We start from the raw sequence: 17,929 nt of genomic DNA, 5'->3' as shown, positions 1-17,929 counted from the left end.
GGACATGCCCTCTTCCTCCCACTATTCGTCAGTAATTGCGCTCGTGCAAACATTGCGACCTGGTTGATATCTGACCGTTATGAGGGTTGGGCACGCGCCCGTCAGGAGGCCGGCACCTTCTGTTCCGGCAGATCGGCCATCGCCTCTACCTGGAACATCCTCGCTACCGGCACGTCGGTGCTGGAGTGGGCGATGATGCTCAGTCCGATGCAGACTGCGACAAGCTCGTAGGCATCCTTCGCCTGCGGTATCCCCGAGTGGAGCACGAGCAACCCGTACACCACGGAGGCGAAACCCTTCGGGCCGAACCAGGCGGCCGCGAATAGTTCCCTGCGTTCAAGATTGCCGCCCAGCAGCGACAGGTACAGGGACGCAGGTCGGACCAGCACCAGCGAGAGCACAGCGACGATCCAGCCACCCACACCGACGCTGGCCAGCAGTGCGGGTGTCAACAGCGCCCCGAAGACCAACAGCGCGGCGAACTTCGCCAACTCGGCACACTGGTCACCGAGAGGGGCGAACGACTCCTGCGCCGCTGGGTTGAGCCGAGCAACCATGACGCCTCCGGCGAAGGCAGCGAGATAGGGGTTGAGGCCAGTGAGGTGGGCGATCCCGTACAGGAGAATGCCTACCGCAAGCGGCCCCAGGGGCTGGATCCTGGGTTCCACGCCGAGTCCGGGAACGCGCAGTAGCTGGTGAACTGCCAGCGGCAACAGCACGCCAAGGGCCAGGCCACCGAGGAGTTCGAGGACCACCAGGCCAACGCCAGCGTGCTCGCCGCTCGACGCGGCTGCGCTGATCAAGATCATCACCGCCGGCAGCGCCAGCCCGTCGTTGAGTCCGCTCTCAACGCTGAGCAGCCGGCGGAGCCGGGCCGGCACATCGCTGCGGCCGACGATAGCCGAGGCGAACACCGGATCTGTCGGCGCCAGTACCGCACCGACGAGCATCGAGGTGATCCAGTCGAAGCCGGCCAGGAAGTGCGCGAGTACGGCGACGCCCCCGAAGGCCAGCGGCATTCCTACTCCCAGCGCCCTTGCCGGTTGGCGCCACGACCCCTCCCCACGCAGGTTGCGGAGGGCAGTACCGTCCACGAACAAGACGGTGAACAACGCCAGATCAGCCAGGTTCCCGACCAGTGGACTGTTGGCGTCGAGAGAAACCAGACCCAGGCCACCCTGACCGGCCAGCGCGCCGGTCAGCAGGAAGATCAATGATGTTGAGAGCACGGTTCGTGCGGCCATCCCGGAGACGAGGACGGCAACCAGCAGGCACGCACCGAACAGGATGGTCAAGGTCATCCGGCATTATCGCCATAGCGGCCGTCGACTTCCCCAGCGGGGGATGGTGGCTGTCAGGTACCCCGACCGGTGTCACCGTGGTGGCGGTGGTGCCGCTCCTGGTCGCCACCTGCTGGCGCAGCCTCAGTCGTCTTTGGGTGACCCAGCGGCCGCTGCGGAACGGGATGCGCTCCCGGTCATCTGGTGGCGGAGTTCACCTTTGGGCTGGTCACTGGACAACTGGCCTGTGCGCTACATGCGGATCCATCACAGCAGATCGGCGCCGGTGGGTGCATTTGTTGCTAGTTTCCCCGGTAGGAGGCTGAGATGGCTGACAGCGGGAGGACTGGGCCGACGATCTACGACGTGGCCCGAGCCGCTGGGGTGGCACCGTCGACGGTGTCCCGGGCCTTGGCCAAGCCTGGCCGGGTCAGTTTCAGGACCGCCGAGCATGTCCGCCGCGTCGCGGATGAGCTCGGCTACCGGTCGAGTCGGATGGATCTGCCCATGTCAGCCCGCGGAACGGGAGTGCTGGCCCTGATCGTCGCCGACATCGCCAACCCGGTCTTCATCGGCATGATCCGCGGTGCCGAGCGGGAGGCAGCCCAGCACGCACTCACGCTGGCGATCATCGAAACTCAGGAGTCGAAGGAGGGCGAGCAGCGCGCCATTGCCCGGCTGGAGGCCACGGTCGACGGCTTCATTCTGGCCTCTTCACGGCTGTCGGACCAGATGATCCGCGCGCTGGCGAAGCGGAAGCCGGTGGTGGTGCTGAACCGAACGGTCGGTGAGGTCCCCTCGGTCGTCAGCGACAACGTTCAGGCGATCAAGAAAGCGACGGAACACCTCGTCGAGCTGAAACACACCTCAATCTGCTACCTGGCCGGACCGGAGGCCTCCTATGCGAACGGGATGCGGTGGCGTGGTCTCAAGGAGGCTGGGATGGAGCTGGAACTGCACGTTCGCCGGCTTGGCCCGTTCCTCCCGACCATGCGCGGTGGTGCCGACGCCGCCGAACTGTGGTTGAAGCACCCGACCGCCGCCGTGATCGCCTACAACGACCTGATGGCGATCGGGTTCATGCAGGCCGTGACGGCGGCCGGTCGGCGGGTGCCACGAGACGTCAGCGTGATCGGTTTTGACAACATCGTCGATGCCGAGCTGGTGGAGCCGGGGTTGACCACGATCGCCGCGCCACTGGTCAGCATCGGCTCGACGGCAGTCGAATATCTCGCCACCAGGACTGATCGCGAGGCACCGGAGCCGGTGCTGCTGCCGGCGCGTCTGGTGCTGCGCGACTCGACTGGTCCACGGGTGCGTTGGTGACCCATACGCTCAGGCGCCCTTCGACAGGCTCAGGGCGCGTGCTGGCTCAGGGCGCGTGCTGGCTCAGGGCGCGTGCTGGCTCTGGGCGCGTGGTGGCTCAGGGCGCGTGCTGGCTCAGGGCGCGTGCTGGCTCTGGGCGCGTGGTGGCTCAGGGCGCGTGCTGGCTCTGGGCGCGTGGTGGCTCAGGGCGCGTGCTGGCTCAGGGCGCGTGGTGGCTCTGGGCGCGTGCTGGCTCAGGGCGCGTGGTGGCTCTGGGCGCGTGGTGGCTCAGGACGTAGTGCATAGGTCCGCTCCGCTTGTCAGCAGAGCGGTTGCGGCGGCACAGTAATCCTCATGACGACCCACACTCTTTCACCGGCCCGACAAGACAGTTACGGCACCGAGCCGGGTGATCCGGACCGGGCGGTCAAGATCGGAGGGGTGGGGGAGCGGCTCGAGTCCGAGCAGGTGACGCGCTTCGTCCGAGACGCCCTGGCCGGCGCTGACGTCGACGGCAAGAGTGTCTGCCTGGTGGTGCCGGACGGCACCCGGACCTGCCCCTTGCCGCTGCTGATGCGCGCCACGCACGAGGTGCTCGCCGGACGGGCGACCAAGGTGACCGTCGTGATCGCCCTCGGCACCCATCAGGGCATGAGCGACGAGCATCTCGCGCGGCACCTCGGCTACCGCGTCGGCGAGCTGGACCAGACCTATCCCGGTTGGGCCGTGGTCAACCACGAGTCGTGGTTACCTGAGACGTTCACGACGCTGGGGACGATCGGCGCCGAACGGCTGGCCGAGCTGACCGGTGGTTTGCTGACCGACACCTCGGTGCAGGTCAAGATCAACCGCCACGTCGCCGAGGCCGACGTGACCATCGTCGTCGGCCCGGTGTTCCCGCACGAGGTCGTCGGGTTCTCTGGCGGCAACAAGTACTTCTTTCCCGGGGTGTCCGGCCAGGAGCTGATCGACCTCTCGCACTGGGTGGGTGCGCTGATCACCAGCGCCGCCATGATCGGCAGCCGCGGCGTTACCCCGGTACGGGCGTTGATCAACGAGGCCGCCACCCTCATTCCTGCCCAGCGGCTCGCGCTGTGCCTGGTGGTGGCATCGGGTACCGACACGTTGCACGCAGCCGCCTTCGGCACACCCGAGGATGCCTGGGCCGCGTGCGCTGCGGTCTCGGCGGAGACGCACGTCAGCTACCGAGACCGGCCTGTGCGACGCGTCCTGTCGATCATGCCCACCAAGTATGAGGACATCTGGACCGCCGCGAAGGGCTTCTACAAGCTCGAGCCGATCGTGGCCGACGGTGGCGAGGTGATCATCTACGCTCCGCACATCACCGAGGTGTCCGCCATGCACCCCCATATCACCGAGATCGGCTACCACAACCGCGACTACTTCGTCGGTCAGTGGGACCGGTTCTCCGACCAGCCCTGGGGCGATCTCGCCCACTCCACGCATTTGCGTGGCCAGGGGACCTGGGACCTCGAGCACGGTGAACGCAACCGCGTGACAGTGACCCTGGCCACCGGCATCCCCGAAGATGTCGTCCGCTCGATCAACCTCAACTACCTCGACCCGGCCACCGTGGACATCGAGGCCTACCAGGCCGATCCCGACACCTTCGTCGAACCACACGCCGGTGAGGTGCTGTACCGGTTGCGGCCCGGTCCCACCGGCGGGGATGGTGAGCCTGACGGGCGTCAACCTGCCACCACTGGGCTCGACGGATGACGAGCACCGGTCGGTAGACCCATCAAGCAGGCCGAGCCAAGCGAACCATTTCGACGACGGTGGCCGCACGTTCCTCTCCCTTCTGCATGCGGCCGCTCCCCGGCGGCAGCCAGCTGGTCGGTGGCCACTAATGGCAACTTGGCAACTGATGGCAACCTTTGGACCGGCGTATCCGGCGGGCTGTTGAATTCGATCACCGGCCGACAATCAGCGGCTGAGGAGATCATCTGAGGAGTGTCAATGGCGAACCCCGTTGCTGTGGAGGGCCTACGGTCCATGGAGAAGCTGCCGTCCAAGTCGGTGGCCGGCTATGGTGCTGGTGACTTCGCGTTCAATCTCGCGTTCAGTCTGAGCACGTCCTTCCTGCTGTACTACTACACCGACGTCGCCGGGATCTCCGCCGCCGCGGTGGGCACCATGTTCCTGGTCGTGCGGCTGTGGGATGCCGTCGCGGACCTGCTGGCCGGTCGACTCGTGGACCGGACCATGACGCGGTGGGGTAAGTTCCGCCCGTTCCTCATGTTCGGCGCCGTACCGCTGCTGTTCATGAGCTACCTGGTCTTCCACGTCCCGACCAGCTTCGACGAGGGTATGAGGCTCATCTACGCCTACGCCACCTACGCGATCCTGGGTCTGGTCTACTCCCTGGTGAACATTCCCTACGGCTCGCTGGCCTCGGCGGTCACCCAGTCGGTGTACGAGCGCGCCAAGCTGGTCGCCGCCCGAGCCTTCGGCGCCGGCATCGGCGGCGTCATCCTCACCTTCGTCGTTGGCGGGTTCATCGGTGACCTCCGCGGACAGAAGGCGCTGATCCAGACCTCTCAGGATCTGGTGGCCTACCAGGCGGCCGTTCAGGGCGTGTTCACCAAGGTCACCCTCGCCTTCGTCGTCATTGGCACCGCCGCCTTCTGGTTCACCGCCTGGGCTTGCCGCGAACAGGTCGTGCGGACCCATCCGCGGATCAGCATCAAGGAGACCATCAGCACCATGAAGACGAACAAGCCGCTGGCCTACCTGTGCGGGTCAAGCTTCTTCTACCTGATCGGTCTGTTCGCGGTCGGCGGCACCACCGCCTTCTACGCCCAGTACGTGCTCGGCAACATCGGCCTGGTTGGCATCATCACCTTGGTCAACACCGGCATCGCTCTGGTGATCACGCCGTTCATCCCCAAGATCATCGATCGATACGGCAAGAAGAACGTGTTCTAATACTGTGGTCTGTTCACCATAGTGGGCGGCATCGGCCTCTTCCTCGCCCCCGCCAACATGTTCTGGCTCGTCCTGGTCACGCTGGCTATCAAGGGCATCGGCGCCAGTCTGATCAACACGGTCATGTTCGGTCTGGAGGCTGACACCGTCGAGTACGGCGAGTGGAAGACGGGACAACGCAGCGAGGGTGCCACCTACGCGTTGTTCTCCTTCACCCGCAAGGTCACCCAGTCGATCGGCGGTGCTGTGGGTGCCTGGGCGTTGGCGATCGGCGGATACGTCGCCGCCAGCGCCGCGAATCCCAACCCGGTGCAGCCGGACAGCGCGATCATCGCCATCAAGGCCACGATCGGCCTGCTGCCCGCACTGGCCGCGCTGATCGCGATGTTGATCTTCATCAAGTACCCACTGAACGATGAGCGCTTCAAGCAGATCCGCAACGAGACTGAGGCCCGGAAAATTGCGCTGCTGATGGAGCACAACGACAGGTCCGAAGACTTCATGGTCCCCGAGCCCACCGCCTGATCGAAGCCGCAGGGACTCAGCAACCAGCCGTGAGAGGAAGCCCCGTGATGGAACAAGTCGAGCTCGGGACACGCGTGAAGTCGGTGATCGAGGTGGAGGGATTCCGGTTCCGAGATCTCAACGACAACGGCATCCTGGACCCCTACGAGGACTGGCGGCTCACCCCGTCGGAGCGGGCGGCAGATCTGGTCACTCGGATGTCGCCGGACGAGAAGATCGGCCTGATGGTGATCAACTCCCGGACCATGGGCATCTCACAACCGGACAAGGACCTGACGAGTCACGGCGGCGCCCTGGATGAGCAGTACCACCGGATCAAGAACGACCCGCACAACACCGCCGGTCTGCCGTACGAGGGCACCACGCAGCAGATCAGCGAACTCCACCTGCGGCACTTCATCATGCGCGAAACCCCGCCGGGCTCGACGATCGCGACCTGGGTGAACGCGATGAACGAAGTCGCCGAAGGCACCCGGCTCGGGATCCCGGTGATCGTCGCAGCCAACTCCAAGAACGAGCTGGGCGGGTTCCGGCTCGGATCCACCGCACAGGATCGAGACTTCACCCAGTGGCCGGGCACGCTCGGCCTGGCCGCGAGTGGGGACCTCGAGCTGATCAGCGACTTCGCGGCGAAGTCACGCGCCGAATGGGTCGCGTCGGGGCTGCGCAAGGGTTACATGTACATGGCCGACACGGTGACCGATCCGCGGTGGTTCCGAACGAACGGCACGTTCGGTGAGAACCCTGAGTTCAACGCCGCCGCGATCGGCGCGATCGTCAGGGGGTTTCAGGGCGAGCACGGGCTCGAACGAGACGGCGTTGCACTGACGACGAAACACTTCCCCGGCGGTGGGGCTCGCGAAAACGGATTCGACCCGCACTACGCCGAGGGCCAGTTCAACGTCTACCCGACGCCCGGCTCGCTGCAGAAGTACCACCTGCCACCGTTCCAGGCGGCCATCGACGCCGGTACCTCCAGCGTCATGCCCTACTACGCGATCCCGTCCGCTGAGAAGTCGTCGATGCCGCAGCCACCTCTGGCGGAGTTCGAGGCTGTTGGATTCGCCTACAACAAGGGTGTGCTGGATCTACTGCGGTCGATGGGTCACCGCGGCTACATCAACTCCGATTCGGGGATCCTGTCGAAGATGGCCTGGGGTGTGTCGGAGCTGAGCATGCCCGAGCGGGTCGGGAAGGCCGTGATGGCGGGAACCGACATCATTGCCGACACCAACGACGTCGAGTCGATCCGGACCGCCTATCTGCGCGGTCTGTTCACCACCGAGCGTCTCGATGATACTGCGCGCCGGCTCGTCGAGGAGATGTTCGCTCTTGGCCTCTTCGACAACCCCTACGTCGACCCGGACCGTGCCGACGAGGTGGTAGCGAACGACGAGTTCACCGCTGCTGCTGCCCAGGCTCATCTCAAGTCCGTCGTGTTGATGAAGAACCATGCCAAGACGCTGCCCCTGGGCCCTGAACGACTCGAGGGACGCACGGTCTACGTCGAACTCTTCGAATCCGACCTGCGGGTCGCCAAGCTGGAGGCTCTGCGAGCGAGCATTGCCGCGGCACACCTCGACATCCGGTTCACGACCGACTATCACCACGCTGATGTGGCCGTCCTGTTCCTCAATCCGTCGGCAGGGGACTACTTCAAGCCGGTCGGGCTGCTCGACCTGGACATCCACGAGGGATCGAATATCAACCTCGCCAAGATCTCCGACATCCGAACCGTCGTCCCGCAGGTCGTCATCGGTCTCAATGTCGTCCTGCCCTGGCTGCTGGGCAACATCGAACCCCTGGCCGACGCCCTTGTTGCCGGATTCGACACCCGTACAGAGGCACTGTTCGACGTGATCGTCGGCGCATACTCCCCGACGGGCCGACTGCCGTTGACGTTTCCGATCGACAACGCGGCCATTGCGGTCGACGAGCACGGGGTCTGCGCCTCTCCCAACGACGTGCCGGGCTATGCGAAGGAGGACTACATGGCCGGGCGCCCCTACGTGTACATCGACGGCGACGGCAATCGCTACCAACTGGGCTTCGGTCTGACCTACGGATGAGAAGAAGCCTGTCCGACGCCGCAACCCCACTGAAGGTTGCTCGGTCTGCTTTGCGCTCTTCGGCAAGAGGTCAGAGCCACTGCCGACTCGCATTTCGGGGCGCGACCTCTGAGGCACCAGGGGGTTGCGGGGGTACTGGCCGGTCATTAGTGTGGCGCCACGCCTGCCCCGACGGCCGACCAGGAGAAGCCATGGCTACCTTCACCAAGTCCGACGGACTGCAGGGCGCGGAGTTCGTCGACGCGGACCTGCGGGGGGCCCGGTTCGTAGGGGCTGACCTCTCCGGCGTGGTGATGCGCGGGGTCGACGTGCAGGGGGTGGACATCGATGCACCGTGGCTTTTCGACGGCGAGAGCTTCCTGCGCGTCAACGGTGTCGACGTGGTCCCACTTGTCGAGGCTGAACTCAACCGCCGCTTTCCGGGCCGCGCCGGCAGGCGCGCTGCGGATCCGGATGGCCTGCGGGCCGCCTGGGCCACGCTCGAGCGCACCTGGGCGGCCACGCTCGAGCGCGTCGCGACGATGCCGGCCGGCACGGTCGACGTTTCGGTGGCCGGCGAGTGGTCGTTCGCACAGACCCTGCGACACCTTGTCCTTGCCACAGACGTGTGGCTGGGCCGGGCGATCCTGGAGATTGACCAGCCGTTCCACTCCATCGGTTTGACCGGTCCTGGCGCCGAGGACGACGGTTTGGACCTGTCGATCTTCACGACGGTCGCCCCGTCGTACGCCGAGGTGCGCGAGGCGCGGGCGGGTCGCGTCGCGATGGTGCGCGACTTCCTTGCCACCGTCACCTCAGACGAGCTGGCCGCGACGCGCAAGAACCCGTGGGCTCCTACAACTGAGGAATCCACTCTCTCCTGCCTGCACGTGATCCTCGAGGAGGAATGGGAGCACCACCGCTACGCCGTACGCGACCTCGACGCTATCGAGGCGACGTCCGACGCCTAGTGCCGAACAAATGGAGCTGGCGGGGGACTCGAACCCCCAACGCCGTATCCAGGCGACCACGCCTGCTCTTCGAGGCAAGCGCTACGTGGCCGAGCAGATGGCCAGTGTTCGGACCGACGCCGCGTGGGGGATCGACTATCTGCACCTGGCCGGAGTCGATGGCGTCGCACCGTCGCCCGATGGCAGGTCCTGCTGATCTATTAGCATCCTTGACACCGCTTTGAGCAAAGGTGTAAAGCGTCTTTCTATAAGGCTGGCTATCGGCAACGACCGGCCTGGGGGGAGGGGGACGAATGCGCAAGAATATCTCAGTGGACGAGTTGGCTCTCTGCTCAACGCGCCGCTGCTGGCAACCCTTGCCACGAACTATCCGGACGGAACCACGCTCCTGTCGCCGGTCTGGTTCGAGTGGAGCGATGGCGGTTTCACTATCGTGTGGGACGACGACCCCAAGGCGCGGGCGATCAAGCGCGATCCACGTGTGACCGTGGTGGTGGCCGACCCCCAATTGCCGTGCGCCGGCATCGAGGTGCGCGGGGAGGCCACCATCGTGCCGACGGACCCGGACCTCGCCGTACATCGGCGCATGGCCGTGCGCTACATCGGTCCGCAACGGGGCAACGCGTATATCGACGGCTATGATCCGGCGACGCAACTGACACTTCGCATTGTCCCTGGCCGACTGCGAACGTGGGACTTTGACGACGAGGCGCCTTTCTCCCCCACCGCAGCCGAGTTCCAGTAGGAATACTCGTCTCGGCAGATCATCGGGCCGGACGTGCGCGAGCAAGCGTTTGATCTCGTGAGAGCTGTTTGCGCCGCCGTCTTGTTCGTGATCTGCCATATTTCGTCGAACCGGATCAGGTTATGCAGTCAACCCTGATTGACGTAGTCGAACCCAGGAGGCGTCAGGCGGATCAGGTTTCACGATCTGCGCCACACCTGCGCGTCGCTGCTGCTGGCCCCGGGTGTGCCGCCTCGGGTGGTGATGGATGTGCTGGGCCATTCTCAGTCCTCGATCACGATGGACCTGTACTCGCACCTCATGCCGTCTGCATTCCGGATGCTGCGGAGGCGATTGATCGGACGCTCGGACAGGCTGACTGATCGGGTGTTGCTGTCAACGTCGCCGTCATGGCGGCTCCGCGGGTCGAGTCGATCTTCGCGAAAGTGCTCTGACCAGGTCAGATAGTGGAGCTGGCGAAGAGACTCGAACTCTCAACCGCCTGTTTACAAGACAGGTGCGCTACCAATTGCGCCACGCCAGCGAGTGCTGAGCAAGCGTACCCAAGATTGACAACTCGGCCCAACCTGAACAGTCGGCCCCGATCTTGATCAACATCGTGGCGGCGGGCGATCGCCTCAGCGCACGCCGGGACCACCCACGAAGACGGTGCCGGTCCCGGCAACCCGGACCTCGCGGTCGGCGGCGGCCACGAAGGCGGAGCCACCACGATCGAGCACCAGCTCGCAACCCTTGGTCACCAAGGTCGCCTGCCCGTCGGTCACCAGCACGACCCTTCCCGATCCTTCGCCTGGCAGCGCCAGTCCGGTCGACGTGAGGTCCAGTCGCCAGAGGGCGAACTCGGGTGCTGGGGTCTGGTAGGCCCACACGCCCGGTTGCTCCTCCACCGCATCCACCAGACCCGGGAAGCCGGGGGTGAAGTCGAGCAGCCGCAGCAGCTCGTCCACGTCGACGTGCTTCGGCGTCAGGCCACCGCGGAGCACGTTGTCGGAGTTGGCCATGATCTCCACCCCCGTACCGTGCAGGTAGGCATGCAGGTTGCCGGCCGGCAGGAACAGCGCCTGGTGTTTGCCGAACCTGACCCGGCTCATCAGCAGGGCGGCCAGCACACCGGGGTCGCCCGGATAGAACGTGGCAAGCTCCTCGGCGGTACGGCACAGGTCGCCGAAGGGTCCCGGGTCGTCGATGTGGCCATGAGCGGCCTCGGCGACGCTGCCCACCACCTCCCGCTGGTCCGCCGGCAGCCTCAGCAGTCGGCCGAACACCTCCGCCAACGCCTCGGAGCCACCGCGCTCCAGCGGCGCCACCAGATCGAGCAGCTCAGCGACGCCGAGCCGGGCCAGCAGAGCGTAGGTCTCGGCTGGCTCGCGAAAACCGCAGAGCGCCTCCATCTCGCCTAACGCGCACAGTGCTTCCGGCTTGGGCCAGTCGTCGCGGTAGGTGCGCTCGGGCGCGTCCAGCGCGATGCCCGCCTGCTGCTCCCGGGCGAAGCCGGCCTCCGCCTCCGCCCTGGACGGGTGGGCCTGCAGCGACAGCGGCTGCGCAGCCGCCAGCACCTTCAACAGGTAGGGAAGCCGTGGCCCGAACTCCTGGACGGAGGCCGCCCCCACCACCGCCTCAGGGTCAGCCGCGACCGCGTCCTGCAGCGACTGGTCCCCCCACCGTGACGGCGCGGATGGATGCGCGCCCAACCAGAGCTCGGCCTGTGGCTCTCCGGTCGGGTCCACGCCCAGTAGCTCCGGAATGGCTGTGGTCGATCCCCACGCATAGGGCTGGACCTTGCCGACCAGCCGCTGCACGGTCAGGACTCCCGATCCGCCGCCGCGGCCGCCTCCACCGCGGTCCGCCACCTGCTGAGCGTCCGCATGGTGGCCAGGGTGTCGGCCCACGGAACCAGCGGCGACTCGTTCTCGCCGGCCCGCAGCGCCCGGTTCACCTCCTGCAGCTGGAAGGTGTAGCCGAGCCCGGGCAACTGGGTGATCATGACCTCAGGCTCGACGTCGTGACCGGTGCCGCGGAAGACCTCGATCGACTCCGGCTTGATGAAGAAGTCGATGACGACCCGGCCGCCGGTGCAGAACACCTCGAGCCGGGTCGGGGGCGTGGTCTCCAGGGTGCACAGCACGGTCGCAGTGGCCGCCGGCCGCTGGTCCGTGGCCGGGTAGCTCAGCACCGCGGCCGCGTGCGCGTCGACGCCGGTCGAGGCCAGACTGCCGTAGCCGAGCACCGCGTCGGGCTCGCCCAGGAACAGGTTCACTCCGTGCACCGGGTAGACCCCGAGGTCGAGGATCGCCCCACCGGCCAGGTCCGGGTTCAGCAGCCGATGAGAGTCGTCGCCGTCGAAGGCGAAGCCGAACGACGCCGCCACGTGCTTGACCGGTCCCAGCTCACCCGAGCCAACCAGCTCGGCCGCCTTGCGGAGCAGCGGGTTCGTCCGACTCCACAGCGCCTCCATCAGGAACAGGTCGCGGTCCTGGGCCAGCGCCACCAGCTCCTCCGCCTCTGCGTCGGTCACGGTCAGCGGCTTCTCCACCAACACCGACTTGCCGGCCTCCAGGCACAGCTTGGCCGAGGGGTAGTGGTCGTTGTGGGGGCTCGCGATGTAGACGACGTCCACCGCCGGGTCCGCAGCCAGCTCGGCGTACGAGCCGTACGCGGCCGGCACGCCGTAGGTCGCTGCGAAGTCCTCAGCCTTGGACAGCTCGCGCGACCCCACCGCAACCAGGGCGGCCTCGTCGCTCAGCAGAGCGAGGTCCTGGGCGATCACGGTTGCCATGTGCCCGGTGCTGAGGATGCCCCAGCCGATCCGTCGTTGATCATTGGAAGTCACGGCTTCCATCCAACCGTACGGCGTCCCCTCCCTACCGTCGGGGCGACGGTGAGCACCACACCGGATACGAATGACAGAGGTGTCATTTCCGCCTACTATGAGGGCATGGCGGCAGCGACGAACCCCCAGCGCGATGGTGACGAAGGCTCGGAACTGAGCGCACGGGATGCGGAGATCCTGAGCTTCGAACGCCAGTGGTGGAAGTTCGCCGGTGCCAAGGAGCAGGCGATCCGCGATCACTTCCAGATGTCGGCCACCCGCTACTACCAGGTGCTCAACGCCCTGATCGACAAGCCCGAGGCGCTGGCCCAGGACCCGCTGCTGGTCAAGAGGCTGCGTCGGCTCCGCGCGACCCGGCAGCGCAACCGCTCAGCGAAAAGGCTCGGGATCGACTTGAACGTCGACGTCTGACCCGAGGCCTCAGACCGTCTCGCCCCGGCCTAGCAGGGATCGGACGGCTTGGAGCAGGCTCCGGCGCGGCAGCTCCCGATAGCCGCCGATGCGCAAACCCGCCTGCCGCTCGAAGAAGTTCGCTGACGCGCGGTCGCCGGTGCGGATGACCGACCAGAGCATGCTGACGGCGTACGCCGGGTAGAACGGCAGTCCCAGGCAGTAGAGGTACTGCCAGGTGTGACCCTCCTCGTGGGTGAGGAGGTCAGGGTTCCGTTCGAGCAGCTCCGGCCAGCTGTCCCTCGTGGTGATGACGTTGCCGATAGTGAAGGCGTCGGCCACCGGGAAGCCCAGCCGGTAGTGCTCCCCCAGGTAGAGGCCGCGGGGACCCCGGCGCACCTGTGCACGGCCGATCCAGGCGACCAGAAGCCCGAAGGGTGTGGTCAGGTTGACGAGGTTGCCCAGCAGCCGCAGCCGCAGCCAACCGGTCGGCGCCCCGGTGGTCGTGACATGGTCCATGGTTTCGCCTGTCGACGGATGCGGGTCGGGCCACTATCCCACGCCCGCTGGACCTGGGTCGAGAAGTGGCGCGTCTTCTCCAGCGTCGGACTTGCAGCGTCCAGGCGACCACCCTTTAATGACGCACATGAGCGAGACCGACGAGCTCGTCCGTCGCTGGCAGGCCGGCTGGTCGCTGTCCCAGGGCTGGACCAGCATGACGGAGGACGACGGCGTCCTGTCGGTGGCGATCGGCTCCGACGCGGTCGAGCACGTGGTGGTTGACGCGGATGGACATCGCGAACGGGTGTTGCGCGCGGCGCGTCTGGCCCGGACAGGCACAGGACCAGGCTGGGTCACCGTGGTGACCCGGCAGCCGGGATCGATGGCTGGAGTTCTGCAGGACCTGGGGCTGCGGATCGAGCAGCACCCGGAGTGGCTGATGACCATCGATCTCCTTGATCAGGCTCCGGCGGCGCCGCCGCCCGGATGCCGTGTCTCCACCGAGACGGAGGCGGGAGACCCGACGGGCATCCTCATCGCGGCTTCGGCCGTCGTTGAGAGCGCTACCGTCGCGGTCGGGCAGTTGGCCGTGATCGGCCGGGACGCGATCGCGGATCGGATCGAGACTCGTCCTCAGCACCGGCGCCGGGGCCTGGCCAGCGCGGTGATGTCCGCCCTGGTCGACAGCGCAAGAGGAGCCGGTGCGAAGCGGGGCATCCTGGTGGCCAGCACGGAGGGCCGCGACCTCTACCTCTCGCTCGGTTGGCGCATCGTCGGGGACGTGGTGATCGGCGAGGTCGGCTGATCCCCGACTCTCTCCGCCTGGCGTCTCGAAATATGGTCACAAAGTCCGGCATGTGATATCTCGATGTGCGTCTGACCGGTGGCCACCCTAGGGTGGGACTTGCTCATCCAGAGGGGATTAGGGATTCGGCCCGATGACTCCCCGGCAACCGGCCAGCAGCCAGCGCTGTACCCAGCGCTGACAGTGGACACGGTGCCAACTCCGACTTGATCGAAAGCCGGTCAAGAAAGATGAAGAAGGACTTGAGATGACCACCCTGATCGACCCGGCTCTCACCGCCGTCAACGGCCCGCGCGAAGGCGCCTTCGGCAATGCCACCCACCTGGTCTGCCGCGCCTGCGGGGCAGAAGGTCCACTGGGGCCGTTCTATGCCTGTATGGAGTGCTTCGGTCCGCTCGAGGTGGGATATGCGTTCCCCGAGATCACCCGGGAGCAGATCGAGGCCGGCCCCCGCAGCATCTGGCGCTACGCGCCCCTGCTGCCGGTGCCCGCGGATATCGCCACCTTCCGCTCCACCGACCCCGGCTTCACCCGCCTCGTCGATGCTGGCAACCTCGCCGCCGACCTGGGCCTGAAGCGTCTGTGGGTGAAGGACGACTCCGGCAACCCCACCCACTCCTTCAAGGACCGCGTCGTCGCCGTCGCCTTGTCGGCGGCCCGCGAGCTGGGTCTGAAGGTGCTCGCCTGCCCCTCCACCGGCAACCTGGCCAACGCGGTGGCCGCCGCGGCCGCCCGGGCTGGCATCCGCTCGGTCGTGCTGGTGCCGGAGAACCTCGAGAAGCAGAAGATCCTCGCCTCTGCCGTCTACGACACGACCCTGATCGCGATCGAGGGCACCTACGACGATGTGAACAAGCTGGCCAGCGAGATCGCGGGTGAGGAAGAGGGTTGGGCGTTCGTCAACGTCAACGTCCGGCCCTACTACGCCGAGGGCTCCAAGACCCTGGCGTACGAGATCGCCGAGCAGCTCGGCTGGCGGCTGCCGGACCAGATCGTCATCCCGGTCGCCTCCGGATCCCAGTTGACCAAGATCGACAAGGGCATCGGCGAGTTGATCAAGCTCGGTCTGGTCGAGGACAAGCCGGTGAAGATCTTCGGCGCCCAGGCCACCGGGTGCTCGCCAATCGCCCAGGCCTACCGTGCCGGCCAGGATGTGGTCGCTCCGGTGAAGCCGAACACGATCGCCAAGTCGCTCGCCATCGGCAACCCCGCAGACGGTCCGTACGTCCTCGACGTGGTCCGCCGCACCGGCGGGCTGATCGCCGATGTGGACGACACTGTCGTGGTGGAGAACATCCAGCGGCTGGCCAGGACGGAAGGCATCTTCGCCGAGACGGCCGGCGGTGTCACGATCGGCGTCACCGCGAAGCTGATCGCCGACGGCGTGCTCGACCCGGAGGCGGAGACGGTCGTGATCAACTCCGGCGACGGGCTCAAGACCCTCGACGCGGTGGCCGATAAGGTGGGCCCGAAAACCACCATCGCGCCGAGCTATGAGGCGTTTGCAGAATTCTGGAAGGGAAGGCGTCCATGAGCGCATCCGTGCGAATCCCCACCATCCTCCGCAACTACACCGGTGGCGTCGGCGAGGTGACCGCTGATGGCTCGACGCTGGGCGAGGTGCTGGAGTCCCTCGAGGCCAACCACCCCGGCATCCGGTCAAGGGTGCTGGACGATGCGGGTGCTCTGCGCCGGTTCGTGAATGTGTACGTCGGCGACGAAGACGTGCGCTTCGTCGGCGGACTGGAGGCCCCGGTCAGCGACGGCGCCAAGATCTCGATCATCCCGGCCGTCGCCGGCGGCTAGGTCCGCGCCGAGATCACGCTCAGCCCGGGTCGCGTGGGCAGAAGAGGTGTCGATGACCTCGGCTGATCGGCCGAGCAGGATACGGCCGATGCTCGCAGACCTCGCCGACCCGGCGGACTTCGGAAACGAGCAGGACTGGGCCTTCGAGATGAAGTGGGACGGCGTCCGTGTCGTCGCCTACCTCGAAGGTTCCTCCGTCGAGTTGCTCAGCCGCAGCGGGCTCGACATCACCGCCAGCTATCCCGAGGTGGCCGACGCGCTCCAGTCGATCAAGGTCGACTCCGCGGTTCTCGACGGCGAGATTGTCGCCGTGGACCGGAACGGTCGACCAAGCTTCGCCCTGCTGCAGAGCCGGATCAACCTGACCAGACCCGGCGATGTGCAGAAGGCGAGGGCGGCAGTCCCGGTGCAGCTGATGCTGTTCGACCTGATGGAGCTCGACGGTCGGTCTCTGATCAAGGCACCGTACGAGCAGCGGCATGCGCTGCTGTCCGAGCTGGTGGCGACCGCCGACCACCCGCGGGTCCAGGTGCCACCACAGTTCGAGGGCGACCTGGTCGCCGCCCTGGCCGTGAGCGAACAGCTCAACCTGGAGGGCGTTGTCGCGAAGCGGCTCGGTTCGCTCTACCTCCCCGGTGGCCGCGGTCGGACCTGGCTGAAGATCAAACACCAACGCATGCAGGAGGTGGTGATCGGTGGCTGGCGGGACGGCCGGGGCCGACGTGGCGGCGGCATCGGCTCGCTGTTGATGGCGGTCCCCGAGAGTGGTCGACTTCGCTACGTCGGAAGAGTGGGGACCGGCTTCACCGACGTCGACCTGGACCAGATCGCCGACCGGCTGGAGCCGCTGGCCAGGGCGACGTGCCCCCTGGTGGACGTGCCGTCGATCGACGCCAGGGATGCCCACTGGGTGGAACCGGTGCTGGTAGGCGAAGTCGCCTGCTCCGGCTGGACCCGCCAGCGAAGGATCTGGCAGCCGACCTGGCGCGGCTGGCGGCCGGACAAGCGACCCGATGACGTCCGGGTCGAGCATCCGGAGGACGCGCCAACGCCAGCGACCAACCAGCTTTCCAGGAGGGCCCCAGATGAGCTTCGTTGATCAGCTTCGACAGGCGGCAGAACCGGACTGGACCGCAGCCGTTGATCATCGGTTCGTGGCCGAGCTGTTCGACGGCCGCCTGTCCGATGCCCGGCTGGCCCGCTATCTGATCCAGGACTATCAGTTCTGTGACGCCTTCGTCGCCCTGCTGGGGCAGGCCGTCGCGTCGGCCCCCGATCTGGGGTCGAGGCTGATCCACGCTGGTCAGCTGGGCGCCTTCGCGAGTGACGAGAACACCTACTTCACCGACGCTTTCGACGCTCTGCGGGTGCCGATCGCCGATCGGACGTCCCCGCAGCTCGAACCCGTCACCGAGCAGTTCAACGCCCTCCTGCTGAAGGCTCGCGACAGTCGCAGCTATCCGCAGGTCCTGACGGTGTTGCTGGTGGCGGAATGGCTGTATCGCGACTGGGCCGCCGCTGACCGTCCCCTGCCGGCTCGGCCCGAACACCGAGGGTGGATCGAAGTGCACAACACGCCCGACTTCACCCGGTGGGTCGACTGGTTGCAGCAAGAGCTGAACCGCAAGGCGCCGGCGGAGGCGGAGGCGCGGGCCGAGCTGATGCGGCTCTTCGTCGAGGCGACCCGGCTCGAGTTGGCGTTCTTCGACGCCGTCTATGCAGACTAGGGTGGTCCGGTCGACCCGCGCTGAGAGGTGGAACTGTGAGTGAACCC

16 protein-coding genes, 1 tRNA gene, 1 pseudogene and 1 riboswitch are annotated in these 17,929 nt (G+C 66.5%); of the genes and pseudogenes, 13 read left to right on the top strand and 5 right to left on the bottom strand.

Translation table 11 applies throughout. The annotated features are described in order from the left end of the window. Nucleotides 1-101: 101 nt before the first annotated feature. Entirely contained in the window at nucleotides 102-1,301 is a 1,200-nt protein-coding gene (locus tag JOE57_RS05865) for a cation:proton antiporter domain-containing protein (RefSeq protein ID WP_204916818.1), read from the bottom strand. Nucleotides 1,302-1,607: 306 nt separating this feature from the next. Between JOE57_RS05865 and JOE57_RS05860 the strand changes: the two genes are divergently transcribed. From JOE57_RS05860 to JOE57_RS19295, 7 genes and pseudogenes are all read left to right on the top strand, one after another. Beyond that, a complete protein-coding gene (locus JOE57_RS05860) occupies nucleotides 1,608-2,606 on the top strand; it encodes a LacI family DNA-binding transcriptional regulator (protein ID WP_204916817.1) in 999 nt (332 codons plus the stop codon). A gap of 333 nt (nucleotides 2,607-2,939) precedes the next feature. Beyond that, a complete protein-coding gene (locus tag JOE57_RS05855; RefSeq protein ID WP_204916816.1) occupies nucleotides 2,940-4,325 on the top strand; it encodes a lactate racemase domain-containing protein in 1,386 nt (461 codons plus the stop codon). 240 nt (nucleotides 4,326-4,565) lie between these two features. Continuing rightward, a pseudogene (locus tag JOE57_RS18560) lies at nucleotides 4,566-6,059 on the top strand (glycoside-pentoside-hexuronide (GPH):cation symporter). Between the two features lie 47 nt (nucleotides 6,060-6,106). Beyond that, on the top strand, nucleotides 6,107-8,128 hold the full coding sequence (locus JOE57_RS05840; RefSeq protein WP_239579229.1) for a glycoside hydrolase family 3 protein: 2,022 nt from the start codon (nucleotides 6,107-6,109) through the stop codon (nucleotides 8,126-8,128). 191 nt (nucleotides 8,129-8,319) lie between these two features. Then, a complete protein-coding gene (locus JOE57_RS05835) occupies nucleotides 8,320-9,078 on the top strand; it encodes a DinB family protein (RefSeq protein WP_204916812.1) in 759 nt (252 codons plus the stop codon). Between the two features lie 220 nt (nucleotides 9,079-9,298). Then, the gene (locus tag JOE57_RS05830) at nucleotides 9,299-9,823 is read left to right on the top strand and encodes a pyridoxamine 5'-phosphate oxidase family protein (protein ID WP_204916811.1); all 525 of its coding nucleotides are present in this window, start codon (nucleotides 9,299-9,301) and stop codon (nucleotides 9,821-9,823) included. Between the two features lie 171 nt (nucleotides 9,824-9,994). Next, entirely contained in the window at nucleotides 9,995-10,270 is a 276-nt protein-coding gene (locus JOE57_RS19295) for a tyrosine-type recombinase/integrase (protein ID WP_204920257.1), read from the top strand. Here JOE57_RS19295 and JOE57_RS05820 read toward each other — a convergent pair. From JOE57_RS05820 to JOE57_RS05810, 3 genes are all read right to left on the bottom strand, one after another. Continuing rightward, a tRNA-Thr gene (locus tag JOE57_RS05820) sits at nucleotides 10,271-10,346 on the bottom strand. Between the two features lie 94 nt (nucleotides 10,347-10,440). Further along, nucleotides 10,441-11,673 carry a mannose-6-phosphate isomerase, class I gene (gene manA, locus JOE57_RS05815; RefSeq protein ID WP_338041183.1) on the bottom strand — a complete coding sequence of 411 codons (1,233 nt, stop codon included), beginning with the start codon at nucleotides 11,671-11,673 and terminating at the stop codon, nucleotides 10,441-10,443. Further along, nucleotides 11,625-12,653, bottom strand: coding sequence for a Gfo/Idh/MocA family oxidoreductase (locus JOE57_RS05810; protein ID WP_204916810.1), 1,029 nt, complete (start codon nucleotides 12,651-12,653; stop codon nucleotides 11,625-11,627). Before JOE57_RS05810 ends, manA begins: the two co-directional genes overlap by 49 nt. A 105-nt stretch (nucleotides 12,654-12,758) precedes the next feature. Here JOE57_RS05810 and JOE57_RS05805 point away from each other — a divergent pair, with 105 nt between their 5' ends. Continuing rightward, nucleotides 12,759-13,064 (top strand): DUF3263 domain-containing protein, encoded by a 306-nt coding sequence (locus tag JOE57_RS05805; protein ID WP_204916809.1) that lies wholly within the window; start codon nucleotides 12,759-12,761, stop codon nucleotides 13,062-13,064. Between the two features lie 9 nt (nucleotides 13,065-13,073). On the opposite strand, the gene JOE57_RS05800 is transcribed toward JOE57_RS05805, so the two are convergent. Beyond that, nucleotides 13,074-13,562, bottom strand: a complete 489-nt coding sequence (locus JOE57_RS05800; protein ID WP_204916808.1) for a hypothetical protein — start codon at nucleotides 13,560-13,562, stop codon at nucleotides 13,074-13,076. A 127-nt stretch (nucleotides 13,563-13,689) separates the two neighbouring features. Here JOE57_RS05800 and JOE57_RS05795 point away from each other — a divergent pair, with 127 nt between their 5' ends. The 5 genes from JOE57_RS05795 (at nucleotide 13,690) to JOE57_RS05775 (ending at nucleotide 17,882) form a co-directional block, all read left to right on the top strand. Further along, complete coding sequence (locus JOE57_RS05795) at nucleotides 13,690-14,349, top strand: GNAT family N-acetyltransferase (protein WP_204916807.1); 660 nt, start codon at nucleotides 13,690-13,692, stop codon at nucleotides 14,347-14,349. Nucleotides 14,350-14,449: 100 nt separating this feature from the next. After that, nucleotides 14,450-14,586: riboswitch (SAM riboswitch) on the top strand. Between the two features lie 10 nt (nucleotides 14,587-14,596). Beyond that, nucleotides 14,597-15,883 (top strand): threonine synthase, encoded by a 1,287-nt coding sequence (gene thrC, locus JOE57_RS05790; protein WP_204916806.1) that lies wholly within the window; start codon nucleotides 14,597-14,599, stop codon nucleotides 15,881-15,883. Further along, entirely contained in the window at nucleotides 15,880-16,155 is a 276-nt protein-coding gene (locus JOE57_RS05785) for a MoaD/ThiS family protein (protein ID WP_204916805.1), read from the top strand. The genes thrC and JOE57_RS05785 overlap by 4 nt, the downstream gene beginning before the upstream one ends. An 88-nt stretch (nucleotides 16,156-16,243) precedes the next feature. Next, nucleotides 16,244-17,254 (top strand): non-homologous end-joining DNA ligase, encoded by a 1,011-nt coding sequence (ligD, locus tag JOE57_RS05780; protein WP_204916804.1) that lies wholly within the window; start codon nucleotides 16,244-16,246, stop codon nucleotides 17,252-17,254. Next, on the top strand, nucleotides 17,241-17,882 hold the full coding sequence (locus JOE57_RS05775) for a TenA family protein (protein WP_204916803.1): 642 nt from the start codon (nucleotides 17,241-17,243) through the stop codon (nucleotides 17,880-17,882). Before ligD ends, JOE57_RS05775 begins: the two co-directional genes overlap by 14 nt. The last annotated feature ends 47 nt before the right edge of the window (nucleotides 17,883-17,929 follow it).

The sequence above is a fragment of the Microlunatus panaciterrae genome, assembly GCF_016907535.1.
In the GTDB taxonomy this organism is placed as follows: Bacteria; Actinomycetota; Actinomycetes; order Propionibacteriales; family Propionibacteriaceae; genus Microlunatus; species Microlunatus panaciterrae.
The sequence above is the reverse complement of the archived record's forward strand: the minus strand, read 5'-3'. Positions and strand labels throughout refer to the sequence as shown.

Excerpts from the sequence above, each read along its gene's own strand:
- JOE57_RS05865 (WP_204916818.1), bottom strand. The coding sequence starts at position 1,301 with ATGACCTTGACCATCCTGTTCGGTGCGTGCCTGCTGGTTGCCGTCCTC.
- JOE57_RS05860 (WP_204916817.1), top strand. The coding sequence starts at position 1,608 with ATGGCTGACAGCGGGAGGACTGGGCCGACGATCTACGACGTGGCCCGA.
- JOE57_RS05855 (WP_204916816.1), top strand. The coding sequence starts at position 2,940 with ATGACGACCCACACTCTTTCACCGGCCCGACAAGACAGTTACGGCACC.
- JOE57_RS05840 (WP_239579229.1), top strand. The coding sequence starts at position 6,107 with ATGGAACAAGTCGAGCTCGGGACACGCGTGAAGTCGGTGATCGAGGTG.
- JOE57_RS05835 (WP_204916812.1), top strand. The coding sequence starts at position 8,320 with ATGGCTACCTTCACCAAGTCCGACGGACTGCAGGGCGCGGAGTTCGTC.
- JOE57_RS05805 (WP_204916809.1), top strand. The coding sequence starts at position 12,759 with ATGGCGGCAGCGACGAACCCCCAGCGCGATGGTGACGAAGGCTCGGAA.
- JOE57_RS05800 (WP_204916808.1), bottom strand. The coding sequence starts at position 13,562 with ATGGACCATGTCACGACCACCGGGGCGCCGACCGGTTGGCTGCGGCTG.
- JOE57_RS05795 (WP_204916807.1), top strand. The coding sequence starts at position 13,690 with ATGAGCGAGACCGACGAGCTCGTCCGTCGCTGGCAGGCCGGCTGGTCG.
- thrC (WP_204916806.1), top strand. The coding sequence starts at position 14,597 with ATGACCACCCTGATCGACCCGGCTCTCACCGCCGTCAACGGCCCGCGC.
- JOE57_RS05785 (WP_204916805.1), top strand. The coding sequence starts at position 15,880 with ATGAGCGCATCCGTGCGAATCCCCACCATCCTCCGCAACTACACCGGT.
- ligD (WP_204916804.1), top strand. The coding sequence starts at position 16,244 with ATGCTCGCAGACCTCGCCGACCCGGCGGACTTCGGAAACGAGCAGGAC.
- JOE57_RS05775 (WP_204916803.1), top strand. The coding sequence starts at position 17,241 with ATGAGCTTCGTTGATCAGCTTCGACAGGCGGCAGAACCGGACTGGACC.